The organism is Natronotalea proteinilytica, from assembly GCF_055379935.1.
Genome location: NZ_AP043947.1, coordinates 1,697,150 through 1,721,476, shown reverse-complemented (window position 1 = coordinate 1,721,476; position 24,327 = coordinate 1,697,150). Strand labels below are relative to the sequence as shown.

The window sequence follows — 24,327 nt, the reverse complement described above, 5'->3', positions numbered from 1 at the left end:
CGATGTGCACTACAGCACATTTATTGGCCGTTTTCTTCGAGGAACGGCTTGCGCGTCAGACGCATCTTGCCATCGTCGCGCACTTCAAGGAGGTGGACTTTCACCTTGTCGCCCACCTTCATGTGGTCCTCTATATTCTCGACGTATCCATGTGCAATCTCGGATACGTGTAGCAGCCCGGTCTTCTCGGGCATAATCTCGATAAAGGCGCCAAAGTCACGGATAGTTTTCACCGTACCAATGTAGTCCTCGCCTTCTTCCGGAACGGCCACAATCTGCTTCACCCGCTCAATGGCGGCTTCGGCATCTTGCTGGTTCTTGGCAGCAATCGTAACAAGCCCAACGCCGCCATCTTCTTCAATGGTTACATCGGTGTTGGTCTCTTTCTGGATGCTCTTCACGACCTTACCACCCGGTCCAATCACGGCACCGATGTGCTCGGGATCAATCGTCAGTTTGGTAAGACGCGGCGCATACTCCGACAGCTCACCGCGCGACTCGGGCAGTTCAGCTTCCATCGCATCAAGGATCTCGCTACGGGCAGCGCTTGATTGCTTCAGCGCACGCGCCAGCACGTCACGCGACAGGCCATCCACCTTAATGTCCATCTGACAGGCAGTAATGCCATCGCGCGTACCGGTGATCTTGAAGTCCATGTCACCAAGATGATCCTCATGACCGAGAATGTCAGTCAGGATCTGGGTACGCTCGCCATCGGTGACGAGTCCCATTGCGATACCGGCAACCGGCTTCTCAATCGGCACGCCCGCGTCCATCAAGGCCAGAGAGCCCGCACAAACGCTGGCCATCGACGACGAGCCGTTCGACTCCAGCACCTCTGCGTTAACGCGGATCACGTACGGAAACACGTCTTGGCTTGGAATGACTGGACTCAAGGCACGCTCTGCAAGCATCCCGTGTCCAATCTCACGGCGTTTCGGACCGCGAAGGTAGCTTGCTTCGCCCACGCAGAATGGGGGGAAGCGGTAATGCAGGTAGAACGACTTGTCGGTGTCGTCGAACACTTCATCAACAGGCTGAACGTCTTTCGACGTCCCCAGCGTAACGGAGCCCAGTACTTGCGTTTCGCCTCGGCTGAAGATCGCCGAACCGTGCACACGCGGCAGGTAGCTGGTCTCCATCCACAGGTCGCGCACCTCGGTCATATCGCGCCCGTCGATGCGGCGGCCATCTGCAAGAATCATCTCGCGCATGGCCTCTTTTTCGACCACGCCCACAGCATCGCGGACTTCACCGGCATCGAGTTCCTCTTCATCGCCAGAGGCCAGCGACTCAACGGCTTCGTCTTTGATGTCGCTCAGGCCCGTGTAGAATTTTTCTTTCTGATACGGAGCCCGCACATGATCTGCCACGCGGCGACCAAATTGCTCGCGTACGCGCTGAACAACGGCGTCATCAACGACGTGGGGCGTCCACTCAAAGTCATCGGCGGTGCCAAAGGCGCGCGCCAGCTTCTCTTGTCCCACGCACAGCTTTTGGATGGACTCGTGCGCTACGTCGAGCGCATCGATCATCTCATCCTCGCTGATTTCGTCGGCTTCGCCCTCGACCATAACGAGCGCATCCTTTTTGCCCGCCACAATGAGGTTCATGTCGCTGTCGGCGAGCTGCTGGATGGTGGGGTTGATGATATACTCACCATCAACGCGGCCGACACGCACTTCAGCAATGGGGCCTTGGAAAGGAGCGCCCGAAAGCATCAGTGCGGCAGAGGAACCGACGCCTGCGAGAATATCGGCATCGTAGTCATCGCCCGCCGAAATGACGTAGTTCACGAGGTGAACGTTATGGTAGAACCCGTCGGGAAAGAGGGGACGGACGGCCCGATCCACAAGACGGGCGGTCAGGGTTTCTTTGTCGGTAGGACGGCCTTCGCGTTTAATGAATCCGCCGGGCACCTTTCCGCCGGCAGCAAACTTCTCGCGGTAGTCCACGGTGAGCGGGAAGAAATTGGTTCCTTCGCGCACCGAGTCGGACAACGTGGCGGTAGAGAGCACCATAGTGTCGCCCAATCGAACCACGGTAGATCCGTTGGCTTGCTTGGCAAGGCGGCCCGTCTCAATCGAGAGCGTGCGCCCCGGTGCAAATTTGATGGTTTGGATGGTTGCGTCTGGCATGTATTCAATCTTCGGTCAATCAACAACTGGTGATTCGCACACCCACATCAGATGGCTGTGCGAGACAATACGCTGGAGGGAGTGAACAACAGCGGGGCACCTCCAACGAAAAGCGGCACCCTGCCAAACAGGATGCCGCTCGTTTCGCTTACTTGCGAAGCCCCAGGTCTTGGATGAGCGCACGGTAGCGCTCAATATCGCGACTTTTCAGGTAGTTGAGCAGTCGTCTGCGTTTACCCACGAGCTTAAGCAGCCCATGACGCGTGGCGTGGTCTTTTTTGTGCTCCTTGAGGTGATCGGTGAGCCGGCTAATCCGCTCGGTGAAAATGGCTATTTGCACCTCGGCAGTACCCGTGTCATTAGGGCTACTTCCGTATTCCTCAACGAGTTCTTGCTTGCGTTCCTTCGTTATCATAGGGGGGTTGGTTGGTTCCTCTTTAGATTATACCATGCTAAAGAAGATACTGAGCGCAGCCTGCGGTCAATGTACATGCAGATCGGTACGTCAGCATTTATGCGCAACCGTCATTGGCGATCAACGACGATGCATTTGCGCCTTCCATAACACGTATGCAATGGGCTCGATCTTCTGAAAGTTGCGCCTGTAATGCCTCCACAGAATCAAATTTCTGCTCGTCTCGCAGTCTTTGCACAAACTCTACACACAACGATTTGTCATACAACGAACCGTCATAATTAAGTAGGTGGACTTCGATGGTCGGGGTGGTGCCACCGAAGGTAGGGCGCACCCCAATGTTGCACATTCCTACATGCGCGGTCTCGAGTGGCGGGCCATACACACGGGTTGCATACACCCCCTTTTGAGGCAGACAGGAACGGCTATCGTTCAGTGCGATGTTGGCCGTCGGAAACCCAATCGTGCGCCCACGCTGCTCTCCGCGTACGACGGTGCCACTCAGCGAATACGGACGCCCAAGCAACCGTGCGGCCTGTTTCACGGCGCCCTCTTCAGCCAGAAGTGTGCGGATGCGCGTGGATGAAATGACCTCGTTGTCGTCGGATTGCGGAGGAATTTGCTCCACGGCGAACCCGCGTTGGGCTCCCATTTCGCGCAGTAGCGTTACATTGCCGGTGCGGTTGCGCCCAAATCGATGGTCATAGCCCACCGCAATAGCCTGCAGTCCGATCGTTTCCCACAGGATCTCTTGCACATAGGCACGCGGATCGTACTGTGCCAGGTCGTGGGTAAAGGGCAGCACGACCATGCGGCCCACGCCAAACGATTCAAGTGCACGGGCCCGCTCATCAACGGTGGTAAGCAGCGGCACTTCCTGATTGCGCACCACCTCGCGCGGGTGGGGGTCGAACGTAAGCACCGTGGGAATGCCATCCATCGCCTGCGCACGTTCTATCAGGAACGACAGAATTGCTTGATGGCCACGGTGTACGCCATCAAACGTGCCCACGGTAAGCACCGTAGATGGATCGCGCTCGATCTGATCCCAGCCAATCTCACGTTTCATGGTGTAGCGTCGGAGGAGGGCGATGGACACGTATTAAGTAGATCAGAAACCGCCCAGGCGTTTGCCACATCGTACGAGCCAATGTGGGTGCGGCGGAGTGAGGTAAGGTAAGCGCCCGAATCTAATGCATTGCCCAGGTCATGCGCAAGCGAACGGATGTAGGTGCCTTTTGAGCACGTCACCTTAAACGTCACATCGGGCCCGGCCCGGTCGACGATGTCAAACGATGACACGGTTACCTGCCGGGGCGGACGAACGGCAGTTTCCCCGCGCCGCGCTTTCTTGTAGAGCCGTTCCCCACGTACCTTTACCGCTGAGTACATCGGTGGGCGCTGCACAATCGTACCCATGAATTCCTCAGTCGCGGCTTCCAGATCTTCATCGCTGATATGCGCCCACGGAAACGTTTCGTCTGGGGGTTGCTCGCGGTCGTACGTAGGCGTGGTGGCGCCCAGGCGCATCGTTCCCTCGTAGGTCTTACCGAGGTGCATAAACGCGTCTTGCAGCTTCGTGGCTGCCCCCGTTAAGACGATGAGCAATCCGGTTGCAAGAGGATCAAGCGTGCCTGCATGACCGGTCTTGCATCCGTTAAAATGCCGCCGGATTTGGTGTACAATGTCATGCGAGGTTGGCCCTTCGGGTTTATCCACCAGAAGAGCCGCTTTCGACACATCCGGGCACGTGCCTGCCTGCACCACTACCTCGGGGGGAATGTGGCGCTGAGAAGCTGCTGTGACCATGTAACCAGCTATTCATTGGTATTCTATTGGGGGAGGCGAAGAGGCAAGCGACGATGCTACGCTTCGGTCTCTGAATCGGAGGACAGGCGGCGTTCGCGCTCAGCGCGAATCCGGTCGAAGAGCGTTTCCATTCGCTTAGCCCGTTGCAGCGACTCGTCGAGAAAAAACCGCAACTCCGGTACTGTACGCAGTTGGTGGCGAATGCGATTTGCAAGCGTGGAGCGTACAGCGTCTGTAAGCCCTTCAAGCTGTTTGAAGGTTGCTTTTCGTTCGGCCTCAGTATCGCCCATTACGCTGGCGTACACATAGGCAACCGACAAGTCTTTCGTGATGCGCGCATCAGTGATGGTAACCATGGGCGTGAGGCGTTCGGCGTAGTCTTCCTGAAGAATCTTCGCCACCTCACGCTGAATGAGTTTGGCCACGCGTTCAGTTCGAATACTCATAGGGGTACATACAAACAAGACGAGAAAGAAGAACAGGGCAGATACGCGGCACAGGCAGGTGCCCTTTCAAAAGAGCTCCTGCCTGCATACCGTTTCTTTGCAAATCACTCGATCGAGCGCACTAGACCTCAAGGGTACGACGCTCTTCGACAATAACGTAGGTTTCGAACTCATCGCCGACTTTTACATCGTCGAAGTTTTCGATAGACATACCGCACTCAAAGCCTTTCTTGACTTCTTTGACGTCGTCTTGGAAGCGTTTGAGCGATCCGATTTCACCTTCGTACACGACGACTCCTTCCCGAAGCACACGCACGCGGTGATCGCGGCTGATCGTGCCATCGGTCACGTAGGTACCGGCAACCGTTCCGACGCCAGGCACCTTGAAGATTTCTCGGACCTCGGCGCGTCCTTTCACGTCTTCGCGCTTCTCCGGGCTAAGCATACCTTCGAGCGCATCGTGCACATCTTCAATCGCATCATAGATGATGGAGTAGGTGCGGATGTCTACGTCCTCGCGCTTGGCTGTGTCGCGGGCACCAGACGTTGGGCGCACCTGGAATCCGATAATGACGGCTTCAGAGGCCCGTGCAAGCATCACATCGCTTTCATTGATGGCCCCCACACCGCTGTGGATGATACGTACAGCCACCTCGTCGGTCTTGAGCTTGAGCAGGGCATCGGCCAGGGCTTCGACCGAGCCTCCTACATCAGCTTTCACGATGAGGTTCAGTTCGCTGAACTCGCCGGTAGACAGGCGACGGCCAATCTCGTCAAGTGAAAGCTGACTCTTACGGCGCAGCTCTTGCTCGCGGTGGATCCGCTGACGGTTCTGGGCAATGTCGCGGGCTTCGCTCTCGTCTTCAAGCACGACAAACTGGTCGCCCACTTCAGGAGAGCCATTACAGCCCAGCACAAGGGCGGGCTGCGAGGGCCCGACTTCTTCAATGCGGTTATCCCGCTCATCAAACATAGCACGTACGCGCCCGCTGTACATACCTGCCACAAAAGGGTCGCCCACTTCGAGCGTTCCGTTTTGCACAAGCACCGTAATCACGTTTCCGCGGCCTTTTTCAAGGCGGCTCTCAATTATAACGCCATCGGCTTCGCGGTCGGGGTTGGCTTTCAACTCTAGCAGCTCGGACTGCAACAGCACTTTTTCGAGCAGGTCGTCAATGCCTTGGCCGGTTTCAGCCGACACTTCAGACGACTGCACGTCTCCGCCGTACTCCTCAACGAGCACATTGTGCTCAGCAAGTTCGGCTTTTACGCGCTGCGCATCGGCTTCAGGCTTATCCATCTTGTTGATGGCCACCACAATCGGCACGTTGGCAGCTTGCGAGTGGTTAATAGCCTCAATGGTCTGCGGCATCACTGCATCATCGGCTGCTACCACCAGAATGACGATATCGGTTGCTTTTGCGCCACGAGCACGCATCGCCGTAAAGGCTTCGTGACCGGGCGTATCCAGGAATGTGATCGTCCCTTCTTGGTCCGATATGTTCACTTGGTGCGCACCAATGTGCTGCGTGATGCCTCCCTCCTCACCTGCAACCACATTGGCACTACGGATGTAATCGAGCAGCGACGTTTTTCCGTGATCAACGTGGCCCATCACGGTTACAACCGGAGCGCGAGGCTCCATGTCTTCCGGATCATCATCGGGCACCTCAAGGGCATCGGTGCTGAATTCGTCAATGAACTCAACCTCCATGCCGTACTCAGCCGCGATGAACTCAATGGTATCGCGGTCAAGACGCTGGTTGATCGAAACCATCATTCCGGCGTCAAAGAGCGAAGCAATAACCTCTTTGACAGGCTCACCCATCAAGTTGGCAAGCTCGCCGGTTGACACATACTCGGTGACGCGCAGCACACTTTCTTCTTCCGCTTTGCGCTCACGTTCGCGCTTGCGTTCTTCTTCGTGACGCTTGCGACGACGGCGGCGGCGACGCTGGCGGGCACGGCTTGCGCCTTGTTCTAACTCTTGCAGCGTCTCCTGAATCGTCTTTTCGACGTCTTCTTCTTTCGGCTTGCCGCGACGACGTCGCTTCTTTTTCTTTTTGCGCTGCTTGCGCTGTTTCTGTTTTTTCTGTTGCTCCTTCTTTTTCTGCTTCTCTCTCTTCTTTTGCTCTTTCTTCTCTTTTTTCTTACGCTTGCGCTTGCGCTTGCGGCGACGCATTTTGCCCAGGTCTACCTTACCAACAACCTGAGTGCCTGTAAGCCGATAACGGTTCGCTTTTAGCGTCCCATCTTCTGCCTTCTCAGCATCGTCAGCATCTTCCTGATCACCGGCTTCCTGGCCATCAGCTTCTCCTGACGCTTTGGAAGTGTCGGCGTCGGCGTCGGTAGCGTCGGCTTTGGCCTCTGAAGTACCGCTCTCGTCGGCGTCAGTGCCTTCTGCTTTCACATCTTCTACATCGTCAGTAGATGTGTCAGTAGATTCAGCAACGGGCTCATCCGAGGCTGTGGCGGTAGGCTCTTCTTCCTCCGCTACAGCATCGTCTTCCGCCGGATCAGACGGCGTCTCGACGGAGTCGTCTTCTGCAGTTGCATCTTCGGCATCGTCTGTAGACACTTCGTCGGAGTCCTCTTCAGAGACGCCTTTAGACGTTTCTTCGGAGGCTCCTGCCTGAGCATCGATTTCTGCAGTTTCAGAAGCCGTTTCGCTAGACGTCTCTTCTTTATCCGCAGAAGCGTCATCTTCGACAGCCTCTTGATCAGCTACTACCTGTTCCGCATCAACGTCGGCATCAGCACTCGTAGTAGAGGGTTCTTCCTCTTCTTCCGAAATGACATCCTCAGTTTCAGGCGATGGATCATCAGTTTGTTCAACAGTATCGACCTGTGCATCGGTCGCTGCGCCTTCTGCAACGGCATCATCTTCAGCCGCCTCAGAAGCTGATTCATCGGATACAGGGTCGGCATCGTCCACGGGAGCAGCCTGTTCGGATGACTCGGGCTGCTCATCTTTGGGCGACGTTTCAGCAACCGCATCGTCATCAGCTGTTTCAGCAACCGACACAGTAGCATCGGGCTGCTCTTGCGATGACACCGCCTCGCCTTCCTCTTGCGCGTCTTCCTCTTGCGCGTCTTCTTCCGCCTCGGGGGTCGGCTCGACGTCTTCTTGTTGCGGTTCTTGCGACGCGTCCTCGGCCTCATCAGCTTTGGCGTCTTTGGCGTCGCTCGCGCGCAATTCTCGGATGCGCTCCGCAGCCTGTGCATCGTCGTCGTATTCTTCACGCAGCACAAGATACGCCTCTTCGTCAACAATCTTCGCATTAAAGCCAGATCCTGACAATGCATCGGCGTATCCCTCTTCCTGCAGAAACTCCTCTACACGATCGGTAGAGATATTGAGCTCCCGTGCTACCTGGAATACTTTTTTCTTTTTAAACTCTTTTTTTTCAGTCGTCGGCATAAAACGGTGGTCAGTTACTCGGTGCCCCGCTCATGGCGGAGCCGAACGCTGGACAGGTTATGTAGAGTGCATGGGTATCGGTTTAGACGTCTGATTCGGAGGGCGGCTTAGTAGAGGCAACGGATTCACTGGCATCGTGGTCCTGGTTCGCAGGTTCCTCTTCTGCTTCGCCAGAACCTTCTGCTTTGCCAGAACCTTCTGCTTCCTCGTCAGATGGAGCGCCTTCTGCTTCGTCGGCGTCCTCATCGGTAGCCGTCTCGGGAGGCGCGCTACGCTCGGAAGGCCCGGGCCCCATGGCTTCCACTTCAAAGGCTCCTTCAGCAAGAAAGTCGGATACGGTGGGTCCGCGCTCAAACTCGGTGCGAATCACATCGATAACATGGGCAGCGGTATCACGATCCATGCCGGTGCGCCGGGCCAAGGCCGCAGAGGAGAGCTCCAGTACGGCTTTTCCGGTGTCGCATCCGATCTCACGGAGCTGCTTGACCACCTCGCCATCAAGTTCGTCAGCGAACTCCTCAATCTCGATATCCTCTTCATCAGCAGGAATCTCGCGGTACACATCAATCTCGTACCCCGTTAGCTTCACGGCCAACTTAATATTGACGCCCTTCCGCCCAATGGCCTGGCTGACCTCATCGGCGGCCACCTCGGCTCGGGCCCGTGGCGGATCGGCATCTTCATTAATTTTCACGCTGACAGGCTCGGCAGGCGAGAGGGCGCGCTTAATGAACGTTTGGGGGTCGTCAGACCATTCGAGCACATCAATGTTTTCATCGGCCAGCTCGCGCACTACCGCATGGATACGAACGCCTTTCACCCCAACGCATGCGCCCACAGGGTCCACTCGTTCGTCGTGACTGGCAACGGCCACTTTGGCGCGATCGCCCGGAATCCGAGCAATTTTTTTGATCTCAACGATGCCGTCGTACACTTCAGGCACCTCTAGCTCAAAAAGCCGCTCCATGAACGTGGGATCGGTGCGGCTCACAATAACTTGTGGATCGCTCCCGGTATCGCGGCGCACCTCTTTCACCACAGCGCGCAACATGTCGCCCTTGCGGTAATGGTCTTCAGGAATCTGTTCTTGACGGGGCAGCGACATCTCAACTTCGTCCTCATGAACGAGGAGTGTTTCGTAGCCACGCACCTGGCGAATCTCACCCACCACAATTTCGCCGATCCGTTTCGAATAATCGTTGTAGATCTGGTCTTTTTCAATATCGCGAATGCGCTGCTGAAATGTTTGGCGAGCCGTCATCACAGCGCGGCGGCCAAAGTCAGCAATCTCCATTTCGCTGGCCACTTCGTCGCCCACCTCCAGGTCAGGATCGATCTCGTGGGCATCATTGATTTCAATTTCAGTCACCGGATCGACAAGCGACCAGTTGTCTACCACCTCTTGGATGTGGAGCACCTGGATATCCCCCTGATTGGGGTTAAAGATGATCTCGAAGGCTTCATCGGCCCCATACCGCTTCCGAATCATCGCCTTGATTACATCTTCGACGATAATCTGCAATGTGGCCCGGTCAATGTCTTTGACGCGAGCAATTTCTCCAAATGAAGAAACGAGATCGGCGCTTCGCATAAATGGTTGTGCGGTTGCGTGAGGAGGGAGCGGTTACCAGGGGAGCTCAATTTTAGCGCGTTCGATCGACTCGTACGGCAGTGTGCATGTCTCGCCTGAAGGCAATTCGATACGCGCGTCCGTGTCGGTAGCCTCTACAAGCGTTACCACCTCATACTGTGTGGATCCGTCGTCGGGGTCTTCGTACTTAATGCGCAACGACCGTCCTACGTTCTTTCGATACTGGCGTGGCGACGTAAGCGGGCGCTTTATGCCTGGCGAAGACACATCAAGCGTGTAGCCGCCTTTCACAAGGTCGTTGACCTCAAGTTCAAATCCTACATCGCGACTGATTGCGGCAAGATCGTCGTGCCCAATCCCATCGTCTCCATCTACGAAGATTTCAATCACACGGGTGCCTTCATGCCCCCGAATATCTACATCAACGAGAAAGTAGTCGGTCGAGCGCACTACGGCATTCACCACCTCGCGGATGGTTTGCTCTAAGGTAGAAGAGGACGTTGGCATGAGTGTAAACGCACGTTCGCAAGCAATTTCAGAGGGCAAAGCCTGTATGCTATTGGCTTTGCGGCGGCCCTACGAGGCAACCGGGCAAGAAAAAAGGGCGGCTCTGCAGCCACCCCAAAGTGTTCAGTAACACGTTGAGAACCAGGCATGCACTACGACCCGGTAGGAGATCGTAACGTCCCCTTTTGAGGGTTGTTTCTGTGCGAACGGTGGTTCCTGCAATCTACGTGCGAAGATTGGTGTTAGAGGCTGTTTCGATTTTCTAATTTTGGCATTTCAGAAGCACTTCTTCCTCCGATCGGGGTGCTCCGAACCGTTTCGCCAGACACACACGTCAGCAACAGCCTGGTCAGACTATAATCTTCAATCTTTAAAGTAGTTGTCCCAATCCACCTCGTCGTCATTCCCATTTCCTGCAAATGGGCTGCTATTGGTATCAGAATCATTGGAGTAAGGCCATCCCGATCGCTGGTTGCGATCGTTTTTTTCTGACCGCGCCCCACGACTGGTTTGCACCTTGCGACGCGACCGGGCAATGGCTTCATCATCCAGCCCAGCATGCGCCTGAAACGTGTGCTCGGTATCGGCATCCGGAAAGCGCACCGAGATATCAAGCATTCCGTTTGGATTGTAGACATAGCCTACCTCGATATCGTTCGAGGAGGCTGATTCGGGAAGATCAATGGTCTGCTCTGCCAAGCGTGTAAACCCCTCCTCGGTGTTTGGCTCCTCATCGACTTCTGCCTGTACCGAACCAGACTGCGAGTCGCGCTGGTACACACGAAGGGTTACCGAAGACTGTCCCCGTGCAGCGGGTGTATACACACGGGTGTGCTCTTCTGACACCTTACTGTTTGTGGGAATAATTTCCGAGTATTGTCCGTCCACATATTCGCCATAGTGATTTCGAACGACCACGGTGCCCAGCGAAAGCGGACATACATCTTGGATTGTATGATCGGTCAGACCATCAATCATTGCGGTTTGCACCGCAGCGCCAAGCGCAATGACCTTATCCGGGTCGATCTGCTTATGCGGTGGGATTCCCATGATACGCTCCACAAACTGCTGAACGTATGGAATCCGACTGGTACCGCCCACCATCAGCACGCGGTCAATGTCATTCGGCGTCATTTGCGCATCGTCAAGCGCTTTGTGAATAGCCGTTTCCGTTTGCTCGACAATCGGACGAATGAGGGATTCGAAGGTGCTACGCCGCACATCTACCTGTAGATTAATGGGCTCGCCATCTTGCACCATGAAATACGGAATATTGACTGTCGCATGCTTGCTTACGCTCAAGTCTTTCTTCACTGCCTCGCACGCAAAAAGAAGGCGGTAGTAGTTGCTGGAGTCTTTCACAATCTCGACCCCATGCTCATCCTCGAACTGCAGGGTGACATGCTCCATAAGCACTCGGTCAAGATCTTTGCCCCCAAGCTCTGTATCACCCGATGACGCTTTTACATCCACCACCGTGCCCTGATACTCCACAATGGACACATCGAAGGTGCCACCCCCAAAATCGTAGACGAGGATGGTTTCGTCATCAATGTTTTCATTGAACCCGTAGGCCAAGGCCGCTGCCGTAGGTTCGTTGATAATGCGCTCTACGCGCATGCCAGCAATTTCTCCCGCTTGTTTTGTAGCGCGTCGCGCAGGATCCGGAAAATTGGCTGGCACGGTAATGACACACCGGTCCACGGGTTCATCGAGTTGCTGCTCAGCACTCTCTTTTAGATGGGTTAGGATCTGCGCCGAAATCTCAGCAGGCGTAAATTGATAGTCCCCCAGAGTAAACTCAATATCCTTACGCATGTGTCGCTTGACTTGCTCAACCACCAGTTCGGGGTCAGACTGCGCAATAGACTTAACCCCCTCTCCAACAATCGGTTGGTTTGTTTTGCGGTCGAAGCCAAAGTAGGAATCGACGATGGCGTGGCCGCGTGCATCTTTGAGGAGACGCGGCCCCTCTTTTTTATCGAAGATTGCAATTTCAGATGTGGTCGTACCGAGGTCAATGCCAACAAATGCCATAGGACATGTGTTTTTTTGATACATGGTTCATGCTCCAAAGGCAAAAAGGGGCACATAGTTTCAGTGATGCAGCGATTCTAACATCGATCTTATGAGTCCAAGACACGTAAAAAGAGGTGTTGCAGGGGCGTTATTGTACACGCAATGCCATATCCCACCTGAATGATAATGATAGGCCCATGGCTCATGTCAAGCTCTGCCCCCTTCAAAAGATATGTTATGCTGAGCGAAGGCTGAGCTGTGACAGGACTGAAATAAAGTGCATCGCGCGTCATGCTCTACGTTGACCTTGGCCGTTACATTCCTTATAATGGTATGCACCCGAAGGAATGATTTTTGCGTGCGTCGTTCATCGCTATAGGGGCGCACTGACTGTTGTTTAGCCGCTGTATTGCCATGCTTGAACTTCATCAGAAACAAGAGCTCCAGCAAAAGCTATCGCCGCAGCAAATCCAATACATCAAGCTGCTGCAGCTGAACACGCTCGATTTGGAGCAACGCATCAAAGACGAGCTCTCGGAAAATCCCTTGCTTGAGGAAGGCGTTGATGACGAAGCGCTTGAACAGCGGGAGGACGCCGAGACTGAGCAGGAAATGGAAAACGAGCTCGAAACAGATGATGAGGACGAGTTCGATCTTGATGAGCTGCTGAATAGCCCCGACGACCTTTATGGGTACAAGGCCGGCCCCGGACACAGCGATGAAGATGACGAGTACCGCCGTCAGATGCGGGCGTCTACATCCTTGGCCGAGGAGTTGAACGAGCAATTGTCGCTTCTGAACCTTGATAAAAAGGACCAACTCATTGCCGACCAGATCGTAGGGTCGATTGATGAGGACGGGTATTTGCGTCGCGAGGTGGCTTCGATTATCGACGACATTCTCTTTAATCACAACACCGAAGTCACCGAAGCAGAGGTTGAAGATGTACTTCAACAGGTGCAGTCGCTGGATCCGGCGGGTATTGCTGCACGCGACTTGCAAGAGTGCTTGCTCATCCAGCTTCGCCGTATGAACCCCGATGTGGAAGGGCGTGACCTGGCTATTGAAATGCTGGAGTCGCACTACAAGGCGTTCACCATGAAGCACTTTAAGAAGCTCAAGAACCGGATGGAGGTCGATGATCGACGCCTCAAAACCGCGTTCGACCTGATCCAACAGCGCCTCGACCCCAAGCCTGGCGAAGGCACTTTCTCCGAGGAGACCAACTACATTACACCCGACTTTACCGTCCGATATGTAGATCGTGAGTTCATCATCACCCTCAACGGGCAGAACGCCCCGGATCTGCGCATCTCACGCCACTACCGCCGCATGCTTGAAAAGATGCGTGCTGACAAGAAAAGTGATGAGTCGGACTCCAACGTCGATGAGGATGCGAAAGACTTTCTTAAAAACAAGTTCGAGTCGGCCCGCTGGTTCATCAACTCCATCAATCAACGACGCCACACCATGACACTCGTCATGGATGCCATTGTGCAACTACAAGAGGATTTTTTCCGCTACGGCGAAGGGCATCTCAAGCCCATGATTTTGCAGGATGTGGCCGATATCATTGACATGGACATCTCTACAGTAAGCCGTGTGGTAAACGGTAAGTACGTGCAAACAGAGTTTGGTGTCTATGAGCTCAAGTACTTCTTTTCGGAGGGCTTGGAGACAGTAGACGGGGAAGAGGTATCGAACAAAGAGGTCAAAGCCATCCTGGCACAAATCGTTGACAACGAAGACAAGACCGATCCAATGTCGGACCAAGCCTTGGCCGATAAGCTGGAAGAGCGAGGGTTCAAAATTGCACGACGCACCGTGTCGAAGTACCGTAAGCAACTCGGTATCCCGGTAGCTCGCCTGCGCAAGGAGATTGTACTTGACGACGAGAAGCCCTCAGAATGAGGATGATCGTCACATGAGGCACCTCGGTCGGTAGCGAGTGCTATGCCGTTTCGATGACACGCGGAGCCGCCTCATCGTCCAGCGTTAGCCAGTCGCGTGCCGTGAAGAACCACTGCGCCCGCGCCTCGGGCGTATCGGACTCGGGCGACCAGTCGTAGCTCCAATTCACTTCTGGAGGCAAACTCATCAGGATGCTTTCCGTGCGTCCGTCTGTTTCGATGCCGAACTTGGTGCCACGGTCAAACAGCAGATTGAACTCCACATAGCGGCCCCGTCGGTGCGTCTGATAACGACGCTCCCGTTCGCCGTACGGACGGTCGTTGTGGCGCTCCAGGATCGGCAGGTACGATCGCAGAAACGCGCGTCCGGCGTCGCGGCTGAAATGGAAGGTGCGCTCCGGCTCATCTCGCAGATAGTCGTAAAAGATCCCACCAATACCGCGCGCCTCGTTACGGTGTGACAGGTAGAAGTACTCATCGCACTTCTTTTTGAACGCCGCGTAATCAGCTACGCTATCGTGGTTGTCGCACACCGTTTTCCACACGCGGTGAAAGTGCTTGGCGTCGTGTAGCGTGGGGTAGTACGGCGTCAGGTCGGCACCGCCCCCGAACCATTGGTCGTCAGGGTTCGTCAGGTCGTCGCCCAACGCAAAGTACCGAAAGTTGGCGTGCACCGTGGGTACGTACGGCGAGCGGGGATGTACCACCAATGAAAGACCTGTAGCAAAAAAGGGCGCCTGGTCCACTTCCAACGCCTTAGCCATTCGGGGCGGCAACTCGCCATGCACCGCGGAGGTGTTCACGCCTCCCTTCTCAAAGACTTCGCCACCCTCAATCACAGCTGTGCGGCCGCCGCCCCCGCCCGGACGTTCCCATGTATCCACCTGAAAGCGTGCCTCAGACTCATACCCTTGCAGGCGCTTTATAATACGCAGTTGCAGCGCCTCGACAAATCGTTGCATACGGTGAGCCATTGAGATATCGGTCCGGGGCTCCTCGCGCAGGCGTTCAACCCGTTCTTTGGAATCGCTCATGGTGGATGCGGCATTGGTTCAGAGGGGGATGCAGGGTACTTGTATCACACGGACGGTGCACCGTTCGCCGATTTACCGGGATTCCACTAAGGTGTAGAGCGAGTCGATAGTGGAATGTCTGGGTTTGGATTAGAAAGCCCATAATTCCACCTACCAAGCACTCGTCGCGATGCTCTGCGTCGCGACGGAGCGGTGGACGCTCTGCGTCTTTTTGTTTTCGCGTGTGCCCATGGTCTTGCAAAAGATAGAGTGGCTCCTTGTTAGGGGGTGCTGGACCCATCGCAATACCTCATCGTGGGGCCACTTAGCTGCCCTGTGCCTGCTGACGCTGTCCGTTTTCAAGGGCGGCCTCTTCCTGAATGCGTGCCAGCGACGCCTCCAGCGAATCGCGGCTGATGACCTGTCCCGTGTTCGTATCCACCTGACCAAAGGAGAGCACGCCGGTGGGGCAGCTTTGCACGCAAGCAGAGCAGCGCACGCACTGCGGGTCCTCCATCGGCTTGCCCTGCTGCGCAAAGCTCATCACGTCAATGCCCTGGTGGCATACGCTTGTGCACACGTTGCAGGAGATGCACTTGTCTTTGTCGGCCAGGATACGGAAGCGGCTGAAGCGATGGTAGATGTGCATCAGCGCAGCCAGTGGGCAGAAAAAGCGGCACCACACGCGTCCACTCAGCCAGAAGTACACGCCCAGCGCGATCATGCCAGCCAGCAGCACATCTACAAACCAGGCGTAGCTCAGGATACCGAATCCAAACAGGCCGCCTGAGAGCATGGTGTTAAAGGTAGATTCCATCCAGCCGCCGGGCCAGATCCACCCGCCGATGCGCCAGAACAGCATCAAAAATGCAATCACCATGATAATCTGTCCGGCAAAGTTGAGCTTATTACTCCACTCGCCATGGGGCATCTTATCGCGGTGCTCGTCGCCCAGCGTTTCAGCCAGTGCGCCGCAGGTGCAGATCCATCCGCAGTAGGCCCCTTTGCCCCAGAAATAGATCATGCCGGGGATGAGCACGAACGTCTGTACAAAGCAGATGGCCAGCCACCAAAAGAGCGGATCGTGCGTGAACACGTTGTACACGAGCAGCGGCCACGCCAGGATAAAGCCATACGCCCGCCAGTATTCGCGTCCGTGCGTGGCCCAATCGCTCTCGGGGAACAGCCCATCGAGCAGACCGGCTGGCAGGAGCTCATTGCCGCCCAGGTACGGTAGAAAAATCTCAGGAAGCAAGAACAGCGGTACCACCTGGATCGCGGCCAGCGTGGTAGTTTGCCACGTAATGTAGGGCGTCTTGCGCCGTTGGATCCGCCGGTAGCCATATACCACGACGATAATCGAATAGGCCATCGTGAAGTAGAATGACGGCGTTTGCATGGACGTGAGCGTTACGCCCACCAGGCTCGACGGCTCTATGCCGGATATGACATCGCCCAGCCAAAACGGAAATGCATTGGCTGATTCGGCCAGTTGGTTCAGCCATCCCCCGCCTTCTTGCCAGCTATACACCACCACCATAAACACGGTGAAGGCAAGCATCGCCCCGATGCGCGACCAGTTCATCTGGGGCAGCTTGTGCAGTTCGAGGGGCTCGGTGGAGCGTTCCGTCCAGGCTTTTCGAATGTCGGGCTTTGGCCAGGTGCCCCAGTCGTTGCGGATTTCGATACCAGAGCGCCGAAAGAAGTCGAGCGGCGCCTCGCGTCCAATCATGGCGAACACCTTTCGAGCGGGAATGCGCTCGGTGCCGCCCTCATCATGGCGTAGCCCCACGGCCTCCTCCTCGATGCGCTCCACCTCGGTGTTCATCTTGAGCGTAAGCGAGCCGGTGCTGCTGTATGCGGCAAGCTCGTACACCCGGTCGATATTTTCTTCCTTTGGACGGAAAAAGGCATCGCGGCGATAGGAGAGCGTGACGTTGGCTCCTGCTTCGGTGAGTGCAATGGCCGCCTCCAGGGCCGAGTCGCCACCGCCCACCACGGTAACCGATTTTCCGTCGCATTTGCTCGGGTCATGCAACCGGTGGTGGACATGATCGAGGTCTTCGCCGGGCGCTCCCAGTTCGCGAAACGCGCCGCTGCGCCCAATCGCCACAACAACGCGCTGCGCGGCGATGCGTGAGTCGTCGCCACAGACTACCTCCAGGCGTCCATTCTGACGGTCAATACGCTGTGCTTCACCCGTCTGCACCGGAATGTCTCCCGTCTGGGATTCAAGCTCGTCAACCAGCGCTTCTTTCACCGGAGCCGACACCTGGATGTCGCCCGCAGGAGTCATGCTTTTCGGATAGGTGTAAATGGGTTTGCCCATCTGGAAATCTTTGATGGTGGCAAACCGCTTCGTGGCTTCGAGCACCACATACGAGAGCCCCTGATTTTCCGCTTCACGCGCCGCCGCCATGCCCGACGCCCCCGCGCCAAGAATGACGACATCATACGCATCCTCCTGAGCGCCCGGAGAAAACGACGCATCGTTGGCGATGTGTCGCACCGCCTTCGTGCCGCTGTCCAGCGAGAACTTGAGCAGGGGCACACCTGCTAAGTCGCCAACCACATAGACGCCATCTACATTGGTCTGGTAGTTTTCGTCGACCCGAGGGAGCCGCGAAACGTCGCCATCGGGCCATTGCATGTGAAGCCAGTCGGCGTAGCGGCGAAGGGCACCAATCATAGAAGCGGGGGAGCACGATCTGGAAAACTGTTTCGGGATGATCTGTGTACGCAACACAGGGGTGATCGTTACACCCGTTGCTGACTTTCATTTGCCAAGCGCCTGCTTCCGCACTCCCTGTCTATGATATATGGCCTTACCGGTAATCCCTACAAATCTGAGCTGTGGCCGCTATTGGATACGGTGATTCGCGTCCTTTCAGAGCGCGGCCTACCGTACCGGCTGGCCCCTGACCTGGCGGAAGGCCGCAGCACCCGCGACCAATCGGTCAACGACGGATCGGTGGCACCAAGCGTATCGGACCTGGGGCGGCAGGCCAATGTGGTGCTCTCGTTTGGTGGAGATGGTACGCTGTTGCGCACGGCCCACGCGGTGAGCCCATCGGATACGCCGCTGGTGGGGGTAAACATCGGTCGGCTTGGGTTCTTGGCCGATGTGGAGGAAGGACATGTGGCCGAAACGATTGATGCGCTAGAGGCTGGAAAGTATCGCATTAGCTCGCGCATGGTGCTTGAAGTAGATGCCCCGTCACGCGATCTGGGGCGCAACTGGGCGCTCAACGAATGCGTGATCAATCGCAGTGGCGCTTCCGGACTCCTGCGCATTGCCGTTACGGTGGATGACGAACCGCTCAACACCTACTGGGCCGATGGACTCATCCTGTCAACGCCCACAGGCTCCACCGCGTACTCTCTATCCAGTGGTGGCCCCATTGTGGTACCCGAAACCGATGTACTGATTCTAACCCCCATTGCTGCACACACGCTGTCGGTTCGTCCCGTGGTGCTTCCTGGACGGGCCACCATCCGCTTGCACGTGTGCAACGCCGACCGACCGTATGTTTTTGCCGTGGACGGAGTCAGCACAGAGTTCAAGGAACCCGATATCCCATTTACGGTACGACGGGCCGCACATTCGGTGAACCTTGTGAAGCTCGACGGCCAGCACTTTTTTGGCACGTTGCGCCGCAAGCTCATGTGGGGTGCGCGTGCATCAACCGATGACGCTTAGCATGGAGGCTTGACATGTTGGCATAGCCGTTCATCCAGCGCAATTTGCGTCTGGTTGAACTCGACATGAAACTATCCGTATACGGTTGACTATTAACCGCTTAGTCCTTTACATGAGACTCCGACTTGGCCAGGTAGCTCAGGTGGTAGAGCAACGGCCTGAAAAGCCGTGTGTCGGCGGTTCGAATCCGCCCCTGGCCACCATTTCGCGCTGTGTGTATGCGCGGATGTGGCACTGTACATAAGGTCCGGTAGTTCAGTTGGTTAGAATGCTGCCCTGTCACGGCAGAGGTCGCGGGTTCGAGTCCCGTCCGGACCGCCAACAAAAAACGCCGCCCCCGATTCGTTCGGAGGCGGCGTTTTTTGTTTTGGGCATCCAGTCGTCAGCACCTGCTGAACGTAAAGGAAATGGTTCGGTGAGCTCTACGGCTACGAATCTACTGCCGCACCAGCACCGTGTTGGTTATGCCGCGCTATGATACGTTGTGCCCTTGTCGGCATGGCGGACGAGCGAGTCAGCCGGAGTGAAGCGGGGGCCGTGCTCCATCACGAGACGCTGCAGCAGCTGACGCAGACGTGCCGGACCTTCGGTATCGGCGTACCGGAAGGGGCCGCCCCGGAACGGCGGAAAGCCGAGTCCGAACACCGCGCCAATGTCGCCATCCACCGGATTCAGCAAAATGTCTTCATCCAGGCAGCGGATGGCCTCGTTCACCATCGAAAGTGCCAGCCGGTGCTGGACCGTCTGCACATCGATATCGGATCGTTCTGAACCTCCAAAGAACCGATAGATGCCCGTATTGAAGTCCTCGCGATCGGGATCTTTGGGATTGCCGCTGTACGTGTAGAAGCCGCTTTTCGTCTTCTGCCCGTGCAGTCCGGCCTTAGCGAGCGGTGAGGCCGCCTCGCTGATGCGATAGCGATCGCCTTCGAGGTAGCGTCCCATCACCTCCGTAATCTTGGCGGCGACATCGATCCCTACCAGGTCGAACAGCTCGTAGGGGCCCATCGGAAAGCCAAAGTCCTTCATGGCCGTGTCGATTTGCTGCGCGTCGGCGCCTTCTTCGAGCAGCAGCAGCGCCTCGTTCATATAGAGCGCCAGGATGCGCGTGGTGTAGAAGCCCGGACCGTCGTTCACGACGATCACCGACTTTCCCTGCCGCAGACCGACGTCATACGCGGTGGCGAGTGCGGCTTCGCTGGTGTCGTCCGTGACAATGATCTCAAGCAGCGGCATCTGATGCACCGGCGAGAAGTAGTGCATCCCCAGCACGCGCTCCGGACGCTCCGCGTTGGCTGCGATATCTGCAATAGGAATCGATGACGTGTTGCTGGCAATCACGCAGTCATCGGAGACGACGGCCTCCACATCCGCCAGTACATTTTGCTTCAGATCGATGTCTTCGGGCACCGCTTCGATAATCAGATCAGCGGGGGCAAGCGCTTCATACGAATCCACCGGCTGGATGCGCTCGATAAGCGTATCACGCTCGAAGGAGGAGATGATCCCTTTCTTATAGCGTTTGGTGGCGGTGTCGTAGACGTGCTTGCGGGCCATGGTGGCCTGCTTCAGGTCAATGTCTTTCATGTACACATCCAGCCCGTCGCGCGCACTCACGTCGGCGATACCCGCGCCCATGAGTCCCGCTCCCAGCACAGCAATGCGCTCCACCGGAAGGGCCTGGTCGGCGTGGTCGTTGGTGTCAGCCTGACGCTTGGCGAAGAACAGGCCCACCAGCGCCCTCGATTCCGGCGTGAATACAAGCTCCGAAAAGTGGCGTATCTCCGTCTCCTTGCCTGCTTCGAGGCCCTGTTCGAGGCCCGTTTTCACGCATTCGATGATGCGCGGCGGAGCGGGGTAGTTGCCTCGTGTTTCTTTCTTTGTGTCTTGCGCCGCTTTCCAGTATACACCGCGCCGCGTAAGGGGATTGCTCTCCAACAGCCGGTCGGTCCAGTCCGACGGGCGATCGGGGGAGAGGGTGCCATCGGCCAGTTGCCGGGCGGCCTTCTTGGCGGCCTGGTGCAATCCGGGCGGATGTGTGAGTGCATCTACCAGTCCGATGCGTTTGGCCTTCTTGGGATATGTCGTTTTGCCGGTGAGCAGAAGCGGCAGGCTCTGCTGCAGTCCGATGAGGCGTGGCAGATACTGCGTGCCTCCGCCTCCGGGCAAGAGTCCGAGTTTCACCTCGGGAAAGGCCATCTGCGTTTTGGAGCTGGTGGTGGCGATGCGATACGTGCAGCCCAGCGTCATTTCGAGGCCGCCGCCCATGGCCGGGCCGTGGATGGCCGCCACCGACGGCGCATCAAGATTCTGGAGACGCTCCAGAAGCGCATGGGCCCGCCGCGAGAGTGCCCGCACATCGGCAGGTTGCTCGAACGATTTGAGCATGTCGAGATCCGCGCCAGCAATGAAGGAATCCGTCTTGGCACTGATGAACACCAGCGCTTTAACGTCGGCGTCGGTTTCCGCACGCTCGATGGCCGACTCAAATGCGTCGATCATCGATTCATCGATGGTATTGACCGACGCATCGGGCTGATCAATCCAAACGGTTAGTACCCCGTCGTCAAGGTCGGTGCGAAGCAGGTCGGTGTCGAGGGTCACAGGCATATCAGGTCGAGCGTAAGTCAAAAATAAGGAGGCGAGGAGACAGGAGGCCGGTTTATCCCATTCGTTCGATCAGCATGGCATGGCCCTGCCCACCGGCTGCGCAGGCGCTCACAAGGGCCCACTGACCATCTTCTTCGTAGAGGCGATTTACCGCGGTAGTGACGAGACGTACGCCGGTCGCGCCAAACGGATGGCCGAGTGAGACCGATCCGCCTCGCGTGTTCAGGATGTCCATATCAATGCGGCCCACTGCCTCGGTGCGGTTGAGCGACTCCTCGGCAAAGCGATCCGACGCCAGCGCCTCTAACACCGCCAGCACCTGTCCGGCAAACGCCTCATGCAACTCCACCACATCGATATTGTCGAGCGTCATATCCGCCGCGTCGAGCACCTTCGGAATGGCATAGGCCGGACCAAGCAGCAATTCAGCGCCCGGATCCTGCGCCACATACGTGTACTCACGCAGGGCAGCACGAGGCGTGTAGCCTTCTGCAGTAGCATATTCATGACTCATAAGAAGCGAGGCCGAAGCGCCATCGGTGAGGGCCGAGCTGTTGCCTGCGGTGACCGTGCCAAACGGTTTCACGAAGGCCGGACTGAGGCCCGACAGCTTCTCCAGTGTCGTATCCGGACGCACCACATTGTCTTTGGTGATCGGCTCGAAGTCCGGCGGCACACTCGCCGGGAAGAGCTCTTTCTGCATGCGTCCGTCCTCCTGGGCTGCAGCAGCGCGGTGATGCGTAAGCAGCGCATATTCATCCTGCTCCTCGCGCGAGACGCCGAACATGGCGGCAAGCTTGTCGGCACTTTCGCCCATCACCTCACCGGTAGAGAACTCCGCAATCGACGGCGACTCCGGCAGCAGATCCGACGGACTCAGGTCTTTCAGAATCGACAAGAACTCCTGGGGCGATTTGTACTTGCGCGCCTCAAAGAGCTTTTTGCGCAGAGGGCGTCGCACGCGTATGGGCGGATCTGAAAGCGTTTCCGTACCGCTGGCTACAACAACATTGCTTTGCCCGGCACGAATCAACTCCATCCCCGACGTCACCGCCTGGTTGCTGGAGATGCACGCTTGCGTAACCGTATGGGCTGGCACCGTGTTGGGGATGCCCGCAGCCAGCGCAGCCTCGCGCGCTACGTTGCTCGTCTCCACGTCCTGCACCACCGTTCCCATGATGACCCGATCTATGGAGGCCGGCGACAGATCCGTTCGGGTCAGCAGCCCTTTTAGCGCCATGCGGCCCATGTCGTAGGCCATCAGATCGACATATGCCGTACCGGAGCGTTGAAACGGGATGCGGCCCCCATCAATGAATACGGGGGTGCGTGCCTCGGACGTATCAGCCATAGCAGTGCGTGTGCTTGGTGAAAAACCAGTTCGCAAAGAAGTTAACACCGTTAAGCCAAAGAATCAACCGGCGACGGTATGAGTAGGTGCGCATCCGCCCAATTTTGTTTCTCTTAATGGATTTTCTTGTATGAGCCGTTCTTCAGACGCTGCCCGCACACGCATTCTCGGACGCCAACCGGTTATTGAGGCGTTGGAACGGGATCCGGCGTCGATTGACAAAGTGATGATGCGCAATGCGCTTTCAGGGCCCGAAGCCGATACCATCCGTGCGCTGGCCGAGGAGGCGTCGGTGCCGGTGCAGTATGTGCCGTACAACCGGCTGGATCACGAGGCGCAGGGGGCGGCGCATCAGGGCGTGCTTGCGTGGGGCGCTCCGGTGTCGTATCTGACGGTGAACGCGCTCATGCAAGAGGTGGCACCTACGTGGGATGATGTGCAAACGCGCAAACCGATCGTGCTGGCCATTGACCACGTGACCGATCCCCGCAACTTCGGGGCGATGCTGCGCTGTGCCGTTGCGGCGGGCGTGGATGGCGTGATTGTGCCCAACAGTGGCATGGCCCCGCTTACGGGTCCGGCGATCAAAGCGAGTGCGGGTACGGCGCTGCGCATCTCGCTGGCCCGCTGCAGTAACCTGGCGGAAACGCTCACGGCGCTGAAGGAACGCAGCTACTGGGTCGTCGGTGCTCAAGAGCCGGAGTCCACTTCCATGTGGGACACGGATTGGGACCGTCCGATTGTGCTGGTAATGGGCAGTGAGGGCAGCGGGCTTTCGTCGGAGGTGGCTGCCGCCTGCGACGCGTTTGCTCACATCCCCATGCGCGGCCCCGCCGAGAGCCTGAACGTGTCGGTGGCCACCGGCATTCTGCTCACGGAAGCTATCAAAGCGCGTGTTTGACCCGATAGGCTGGCCTTCCAGCATCCAACAACCGATCGCCTCATGCCATCACAGCGGGCTGTAGTACGTGTTTAGCGACGTGCTACTGCTTTGTCACAGGTCAATCTTCGGGTAGCACATGGCCACCTAACGTACCGAGCCTCCCTTGAACCCTCGTCGCGATGCTCCGCGTCGCGACGAAATGCGGACGCTCTGCGTCCTTCTGCTTCTGTATGTTCTCTTTGAAGGAGAACGGGTGGTTTCTTGTGCGCAGTGTCAGATGGGTGGACGGCGGGTGTTGAGATCCCTCCGCCGAGGGCGTCGGGATGACAGCGAAATAAGGAAGGCTGTCCATTCGACCCTAAGCTGCTGAGCGCCGAGGAGATGGTTCGACGCGCTTCGGGCCCTGGGGGCCCGTCGCGTGCTCACCATGACAGTTTTTTTGGAGGGGATTGACACACAGAAGTTGGCACGGTCCCCATACCATAACATTCAGGTGTGACACAGCACTAAGTGA

Annotated in this window: 16 protein-coding genes and 2 tRNA genes; 5 read left to right on the top strand and 13 right to left on the bottom strand. The window is 56.9% G+C overall.

Annotated features, from left to right (window positions below):
* Positions 1-20: 20 nt before the first annotated feature.
* The 9 genes from pnp to ACZ5AL_RS06930 form a co-directional block, all read right to left on the bottom strand.
* Entirely contained in the window at positions 21-2,138 is a 2,118-nt protein-coding gene (gene pnp / locus ACZ5AL_RS06970) for a polyribonucleotide nucleotidyltransferase (RefSeq protein WP_464513106.1), read from the bottom strand.
* A gap of 148 nt (positions 2,139-2,286) precedes the next feature.
* Positions 2,287-2,553, bottom strand: coding sequence for a 30S ribosomal protein S15 (gene rpsO / locus ACZ5AL_RS06965; protein ID WP_464513104.1), 267 nt, complete (start codon positions 2,551-2,553; stop codon positions 2,287-2,289).
* Between the two features lie 97 nt (positions 2,554-2,650).
* Positions 2,651-3,622: a bifunctional riboflavin kinase/FAD synthetase gene (locus tag ACZ5AL_RS06960; RefSeq protein ID WP_464513103.1), complete on the bottom strand. Its 972-nt coding sequence runs from the start codon at positions 3,620-3,622 to the stop codon at positions 2,651-2,653.
* Positions 3,619-4,362, bottom strand: coding sequence for a tRNA pseudouridine(55) synthase TruB (gene truB / locus ACZ5AL_RS06955; RefSeq protein ID WP_464513102.1), 744 nt, complete (start codon positions 4,360-4,362; stop codon positions 3,619-3,621). Before truB ends, ACZ5AL_RS06960 begins: the two co-directional genes overlap by 4 nt.
* 56 nt (positions 4,363-4,418) lie before the next feature.
* Entirely contained in the window at positions 4,419-4,808 is a 390-nt protein-coding gene (gene rbfA, locus ACZ5AL_RS06950) for a 30S ribosome-binding factor RbfA (RefSeq protein ID WP_464513100.1), read from the bottom strand.
* A 121-nt stretch (positions 4,809-4,929) separates the two neighbouring features.
* A complete protein-coding gene (gene infB, locus ACZ5AL_RS06945; RefSeq protein WP_464513099.1) occupies positions 4,930-8,229 on the bottom strand; it encodes a translation initiation factor IF-2 in 3,300 nt (1,099 codons plus the stop codon).
* Positions 8,230-8,311: 82 nt separating this feature from the next.
* The gene (nusA, locus tag ACZ5AL_RS06940) at positions 8,312-9,820 is read right to left on the bottom strand and encodes a transcription termination factor NusA (protein WP_464513098.1); all 1,509 of its coding nucleotides are present in this window, start codon (positions 9,818-9,820) and stop codon (positions 8,312-8,314) included.
* 33 nt (positions 9,821-9,853) lie between these two features.
* A complete protein-coding gene (locus tag ACZ5AL_RS06935; protein ID WP_464513096.1) occupies positions 9,854-10,327 on the bottom strand; it encodes a ribosome maturation factor RimP in 474 nt (157 codons plus the stop codon).
* Between the two features lie 363 nt (positions 10,328-10,690).
* Entirely contained in the window at positions 10,691-12,364 is a 1,674-nt protein-coding gene (locus ACZ5AL_RS06930) for an Hsp70 family protein (protein ID WP_464513095.1), read from the bottom strand.
* A gap of 396 nt (positions 12,365-12,760) precedes the next feature.
* Here ACZ5AL_RS06930 and rpoN point away from each other — a divergent pair, with 396 nt between their 5' ends.
* A complete protein-coding gene (rpoN, locus tag ACZ5AL_RS06925) occupies positions 12,761-14,257 on the top strand; it encodes an RNA polymerase factor sigma-54 (RefSeq protein WP_464513094.1) in 1,497 nt (498 codons plus the stop codon).
* A 40-nt stretch (positions 14,258-14,297) separates the two neighbouring features.
* Here rpoN and hemF read toward each other — a convergent pair whose 3' ends face one another.
* On the bottom strand, positions 14,298-15,290 hold the full coding sequence (gene hemF / locus ACZ5AL_RS06920; protein WP_464513092.1) for an oxygen-dependent coproporphyrinogen oxidase: 993 nt from the start codon (positions 15,288-15,290) through the stop codon (positions 14,298-14,300).
* A 304-nt stretch (positions 15,291-15,594) separates the two neighbouring features.
* Positions 15,595-17,958 carry an FAD-dependent oxidoreductase gene (locus tag ACZ5AL_RS06915; RefSeq protein ID WP_464513091.1) on the bottom strand — a complete coding sequence of 788 codons (2,364 nt, stop codon included), beginning with the start codon at positions 17,956-17,958 and terminating at the stop codon, positions 15,595-15,597.
* Between the two features lie 123 nt (positions 17,959-18,081).
* Between ACZ5AL_RS06915 and ACZ5AL_RS06910 the strand changes: the two genes are divergently transcribed.
* The 3 genes from ACZ5AL_RS06910 to ACZ5AL_RS06900 all read left to right on the top strand — a co-directional run bounded on the left by ACZ5AL_RS06910 (position 18,082) and on the right by ACZ5AL_RS06900 (position 19,290).
* Positions 18,082-18,969, top strand: a complete 888-nt coding sequence (locus ACZ5AL_RS06910; protein ID WP_464513089.1) for an NAD(+)/NADH kinase — start codon at positions 18,082-18,084, stop codon at positions 18,967-18,969.
* Positions 18,970-19,096: 127 nt separating this feature from the next.
* Positions 19,097-19,172: transfer RNA gene (locus ACZ5AL_RS06905), tRNA-Phe, on the top strand.
* A gap of 41 nt (positions 19,173-19,213) precedes the next feature.
* Positions 19,214-19,290, top strand: a tRNA-Asp gene (locus ACZ5AL_RS06900).
* A gap of 141 nt (positions 19,291-19,431) precedes the next feature.
* Here ACZ5AL_RS06900 and ACZ5AL_RS06895 read toward each other — a convergent pair.
* Both ACZ5AL_RS06895 and ACZ5AL_RS06890 read right to left on the bottom strand, forming a co-directional pair.
* Positions 19,432-21,579, bottom strand: coding sequence for a 3-hydroxyacyl-CoA dehydrogenase NAD-binding domain-containing protein (locus tag ACZ5AL_RS06895; protein WP_464513087.1), 2,148 nt, complete (start codon positions 21,577-21,579; stop codon positions 19,432-19,434).
* Between the two features lie 52 nt (positions 21,580-21,631).
* Positions 21,632-22,930, bottom strand: coding sequence for an acetyl-CoA C-acyltransferase (locus tag ACZ5AL_RS06890; RefSeq protein ID WP_464513086.1), 1,299 nt, complete (start codon positions 22,928-22,930; stop codon positions 21,632-21,634).
* Positions 22,931-23,060: 130 nt separating this feature from the next.
* Between ACZ5AL_RS06890 and rlmB the strand changes: the two genes are divergently transcribed.
* A complete protein-coding gene (rlmB, locus tag ACZ5AL_RS06885) occupies positions 23,061-23,831 on the top strand; it encodes a 23S rRNA (guanosine(2251)-2'-O)-methyltransferase RlmB (protein WP_464513084.1) in 771 nt (256 codons plus the stop codon).
* The last annotated feature ends 496 nt before the right edge of the window (positions 23,832-24,327 follow it).

Bases quoted from the DNA above. Each gene is read 5' to 3' on its own strand.
- ACZ5AL_RS06895 (WP_464513087.1), bottom strand. From the start codon at position 21,579: ATGCCTGTGACCCTCGACACCGACCTGCTTCGCACCGACCTTGACGAC.
- ACZ5AL_RS06910 (WP_464513089.1), top strand. From the start codon at position 18,082: ATGATATATGGCCTTACCGGTAATCCCTACAAATCTGAGCTGTGGCCG.
- infB (WP_464513099.1), bottom strand. From the start codon at position 8,229: ATGCCGACGACTGAAAAAAAAGAGTTTAAAAAGAAAAAAGTATTCCAG.
- rpsO (WP_464513104.1), bottom strand. From the start codon at position 2,553: ATGATAACGAAGGAACGCAAGCAAGAACTCGTTGAGGAATACGGAAGT.
- ACZ5AL_RS06935 (WP_464513096.1), bottom strand. From the start codon at position 10,327: ATGCCAACGTCCTCTTCTACCTTAGAGCAAACCATCCGCGAGGTGGTG.
- rbfA (WP_464513100.1), bottom strand. From the start codon at position 4,808: ATGAGTATTCGAACTGAACGCGTGGCCAAACTCATTCAGCGTGAGGTG.
- ACZ5AL_RS06930 (WP_464513095.1), bottom strand. From the start codon at position 12,364: ATGGCATTTGTTGGCATTGACCTCGGTACGACCACATCTGAAATTGCA.
- ACZ5AL_RS06915 (WP_464513091.1), bottom strand. From the start codon at position 17,958: ATGATTGGTGCCCTTCGCCGCTACGCCGACTGGCTTCACATGCAATGG.
- pnp (WP_464513106.1), bottom strand. From the start codon at position 2,138: ATGCCAGACGCAACCATCCAAACCATCAAATTTGCACCGGGGCGCACG.
- hemF (WP_464513092.1), bottom strand. From the start codon at position 15,290: ATGAGCGATTCCAAAGAACGGGTTGAACGCCTGCGCGAGGAGCCCCGG.
- nusA (WP_464513098.1), bottom strand. From the start codon at position 9,820: ATGCGAAGCGCCGATCTCGTTTCTTCATTTGGAGAAATTGCTCGCGTC.
- rlmB (WP_464513084.1), top strand. From the start codon at position 23,061: ATGAGCCGTTCTTCAGACGCTGCCCGCACACGCATTCTCGGACGCCAA.
- rpoN (WP_464513094.1), top strand. From the start codon at position 12,761: ATGCTTGAACTTCATCAGAAACAAGAGCTCCAGCAAAAGCTATCGCCG.
- ACZ5AL_RS06960 (WP_464513103.1), bottom strand. From the start codon at position 3,622: ATGAAACGTGAGATTGGCTGGGATCAGATCGAGCGCGATCCATCTACG.
- ACZ5AL_RS06890 (WP_464513086.1), bottom strand. From the start codon at position 22,930: ATGGCTGATACGTCCGAGGCACGCACCCCCGTATTCATTGATGGGGGC.
- truB (WP_464513102.1), bottom strand. From the start codon at position 4,362: ATGGTCACAGCAGCTTCTCAGCGCCACATTCCCCCCGAGGTAGTGGTG.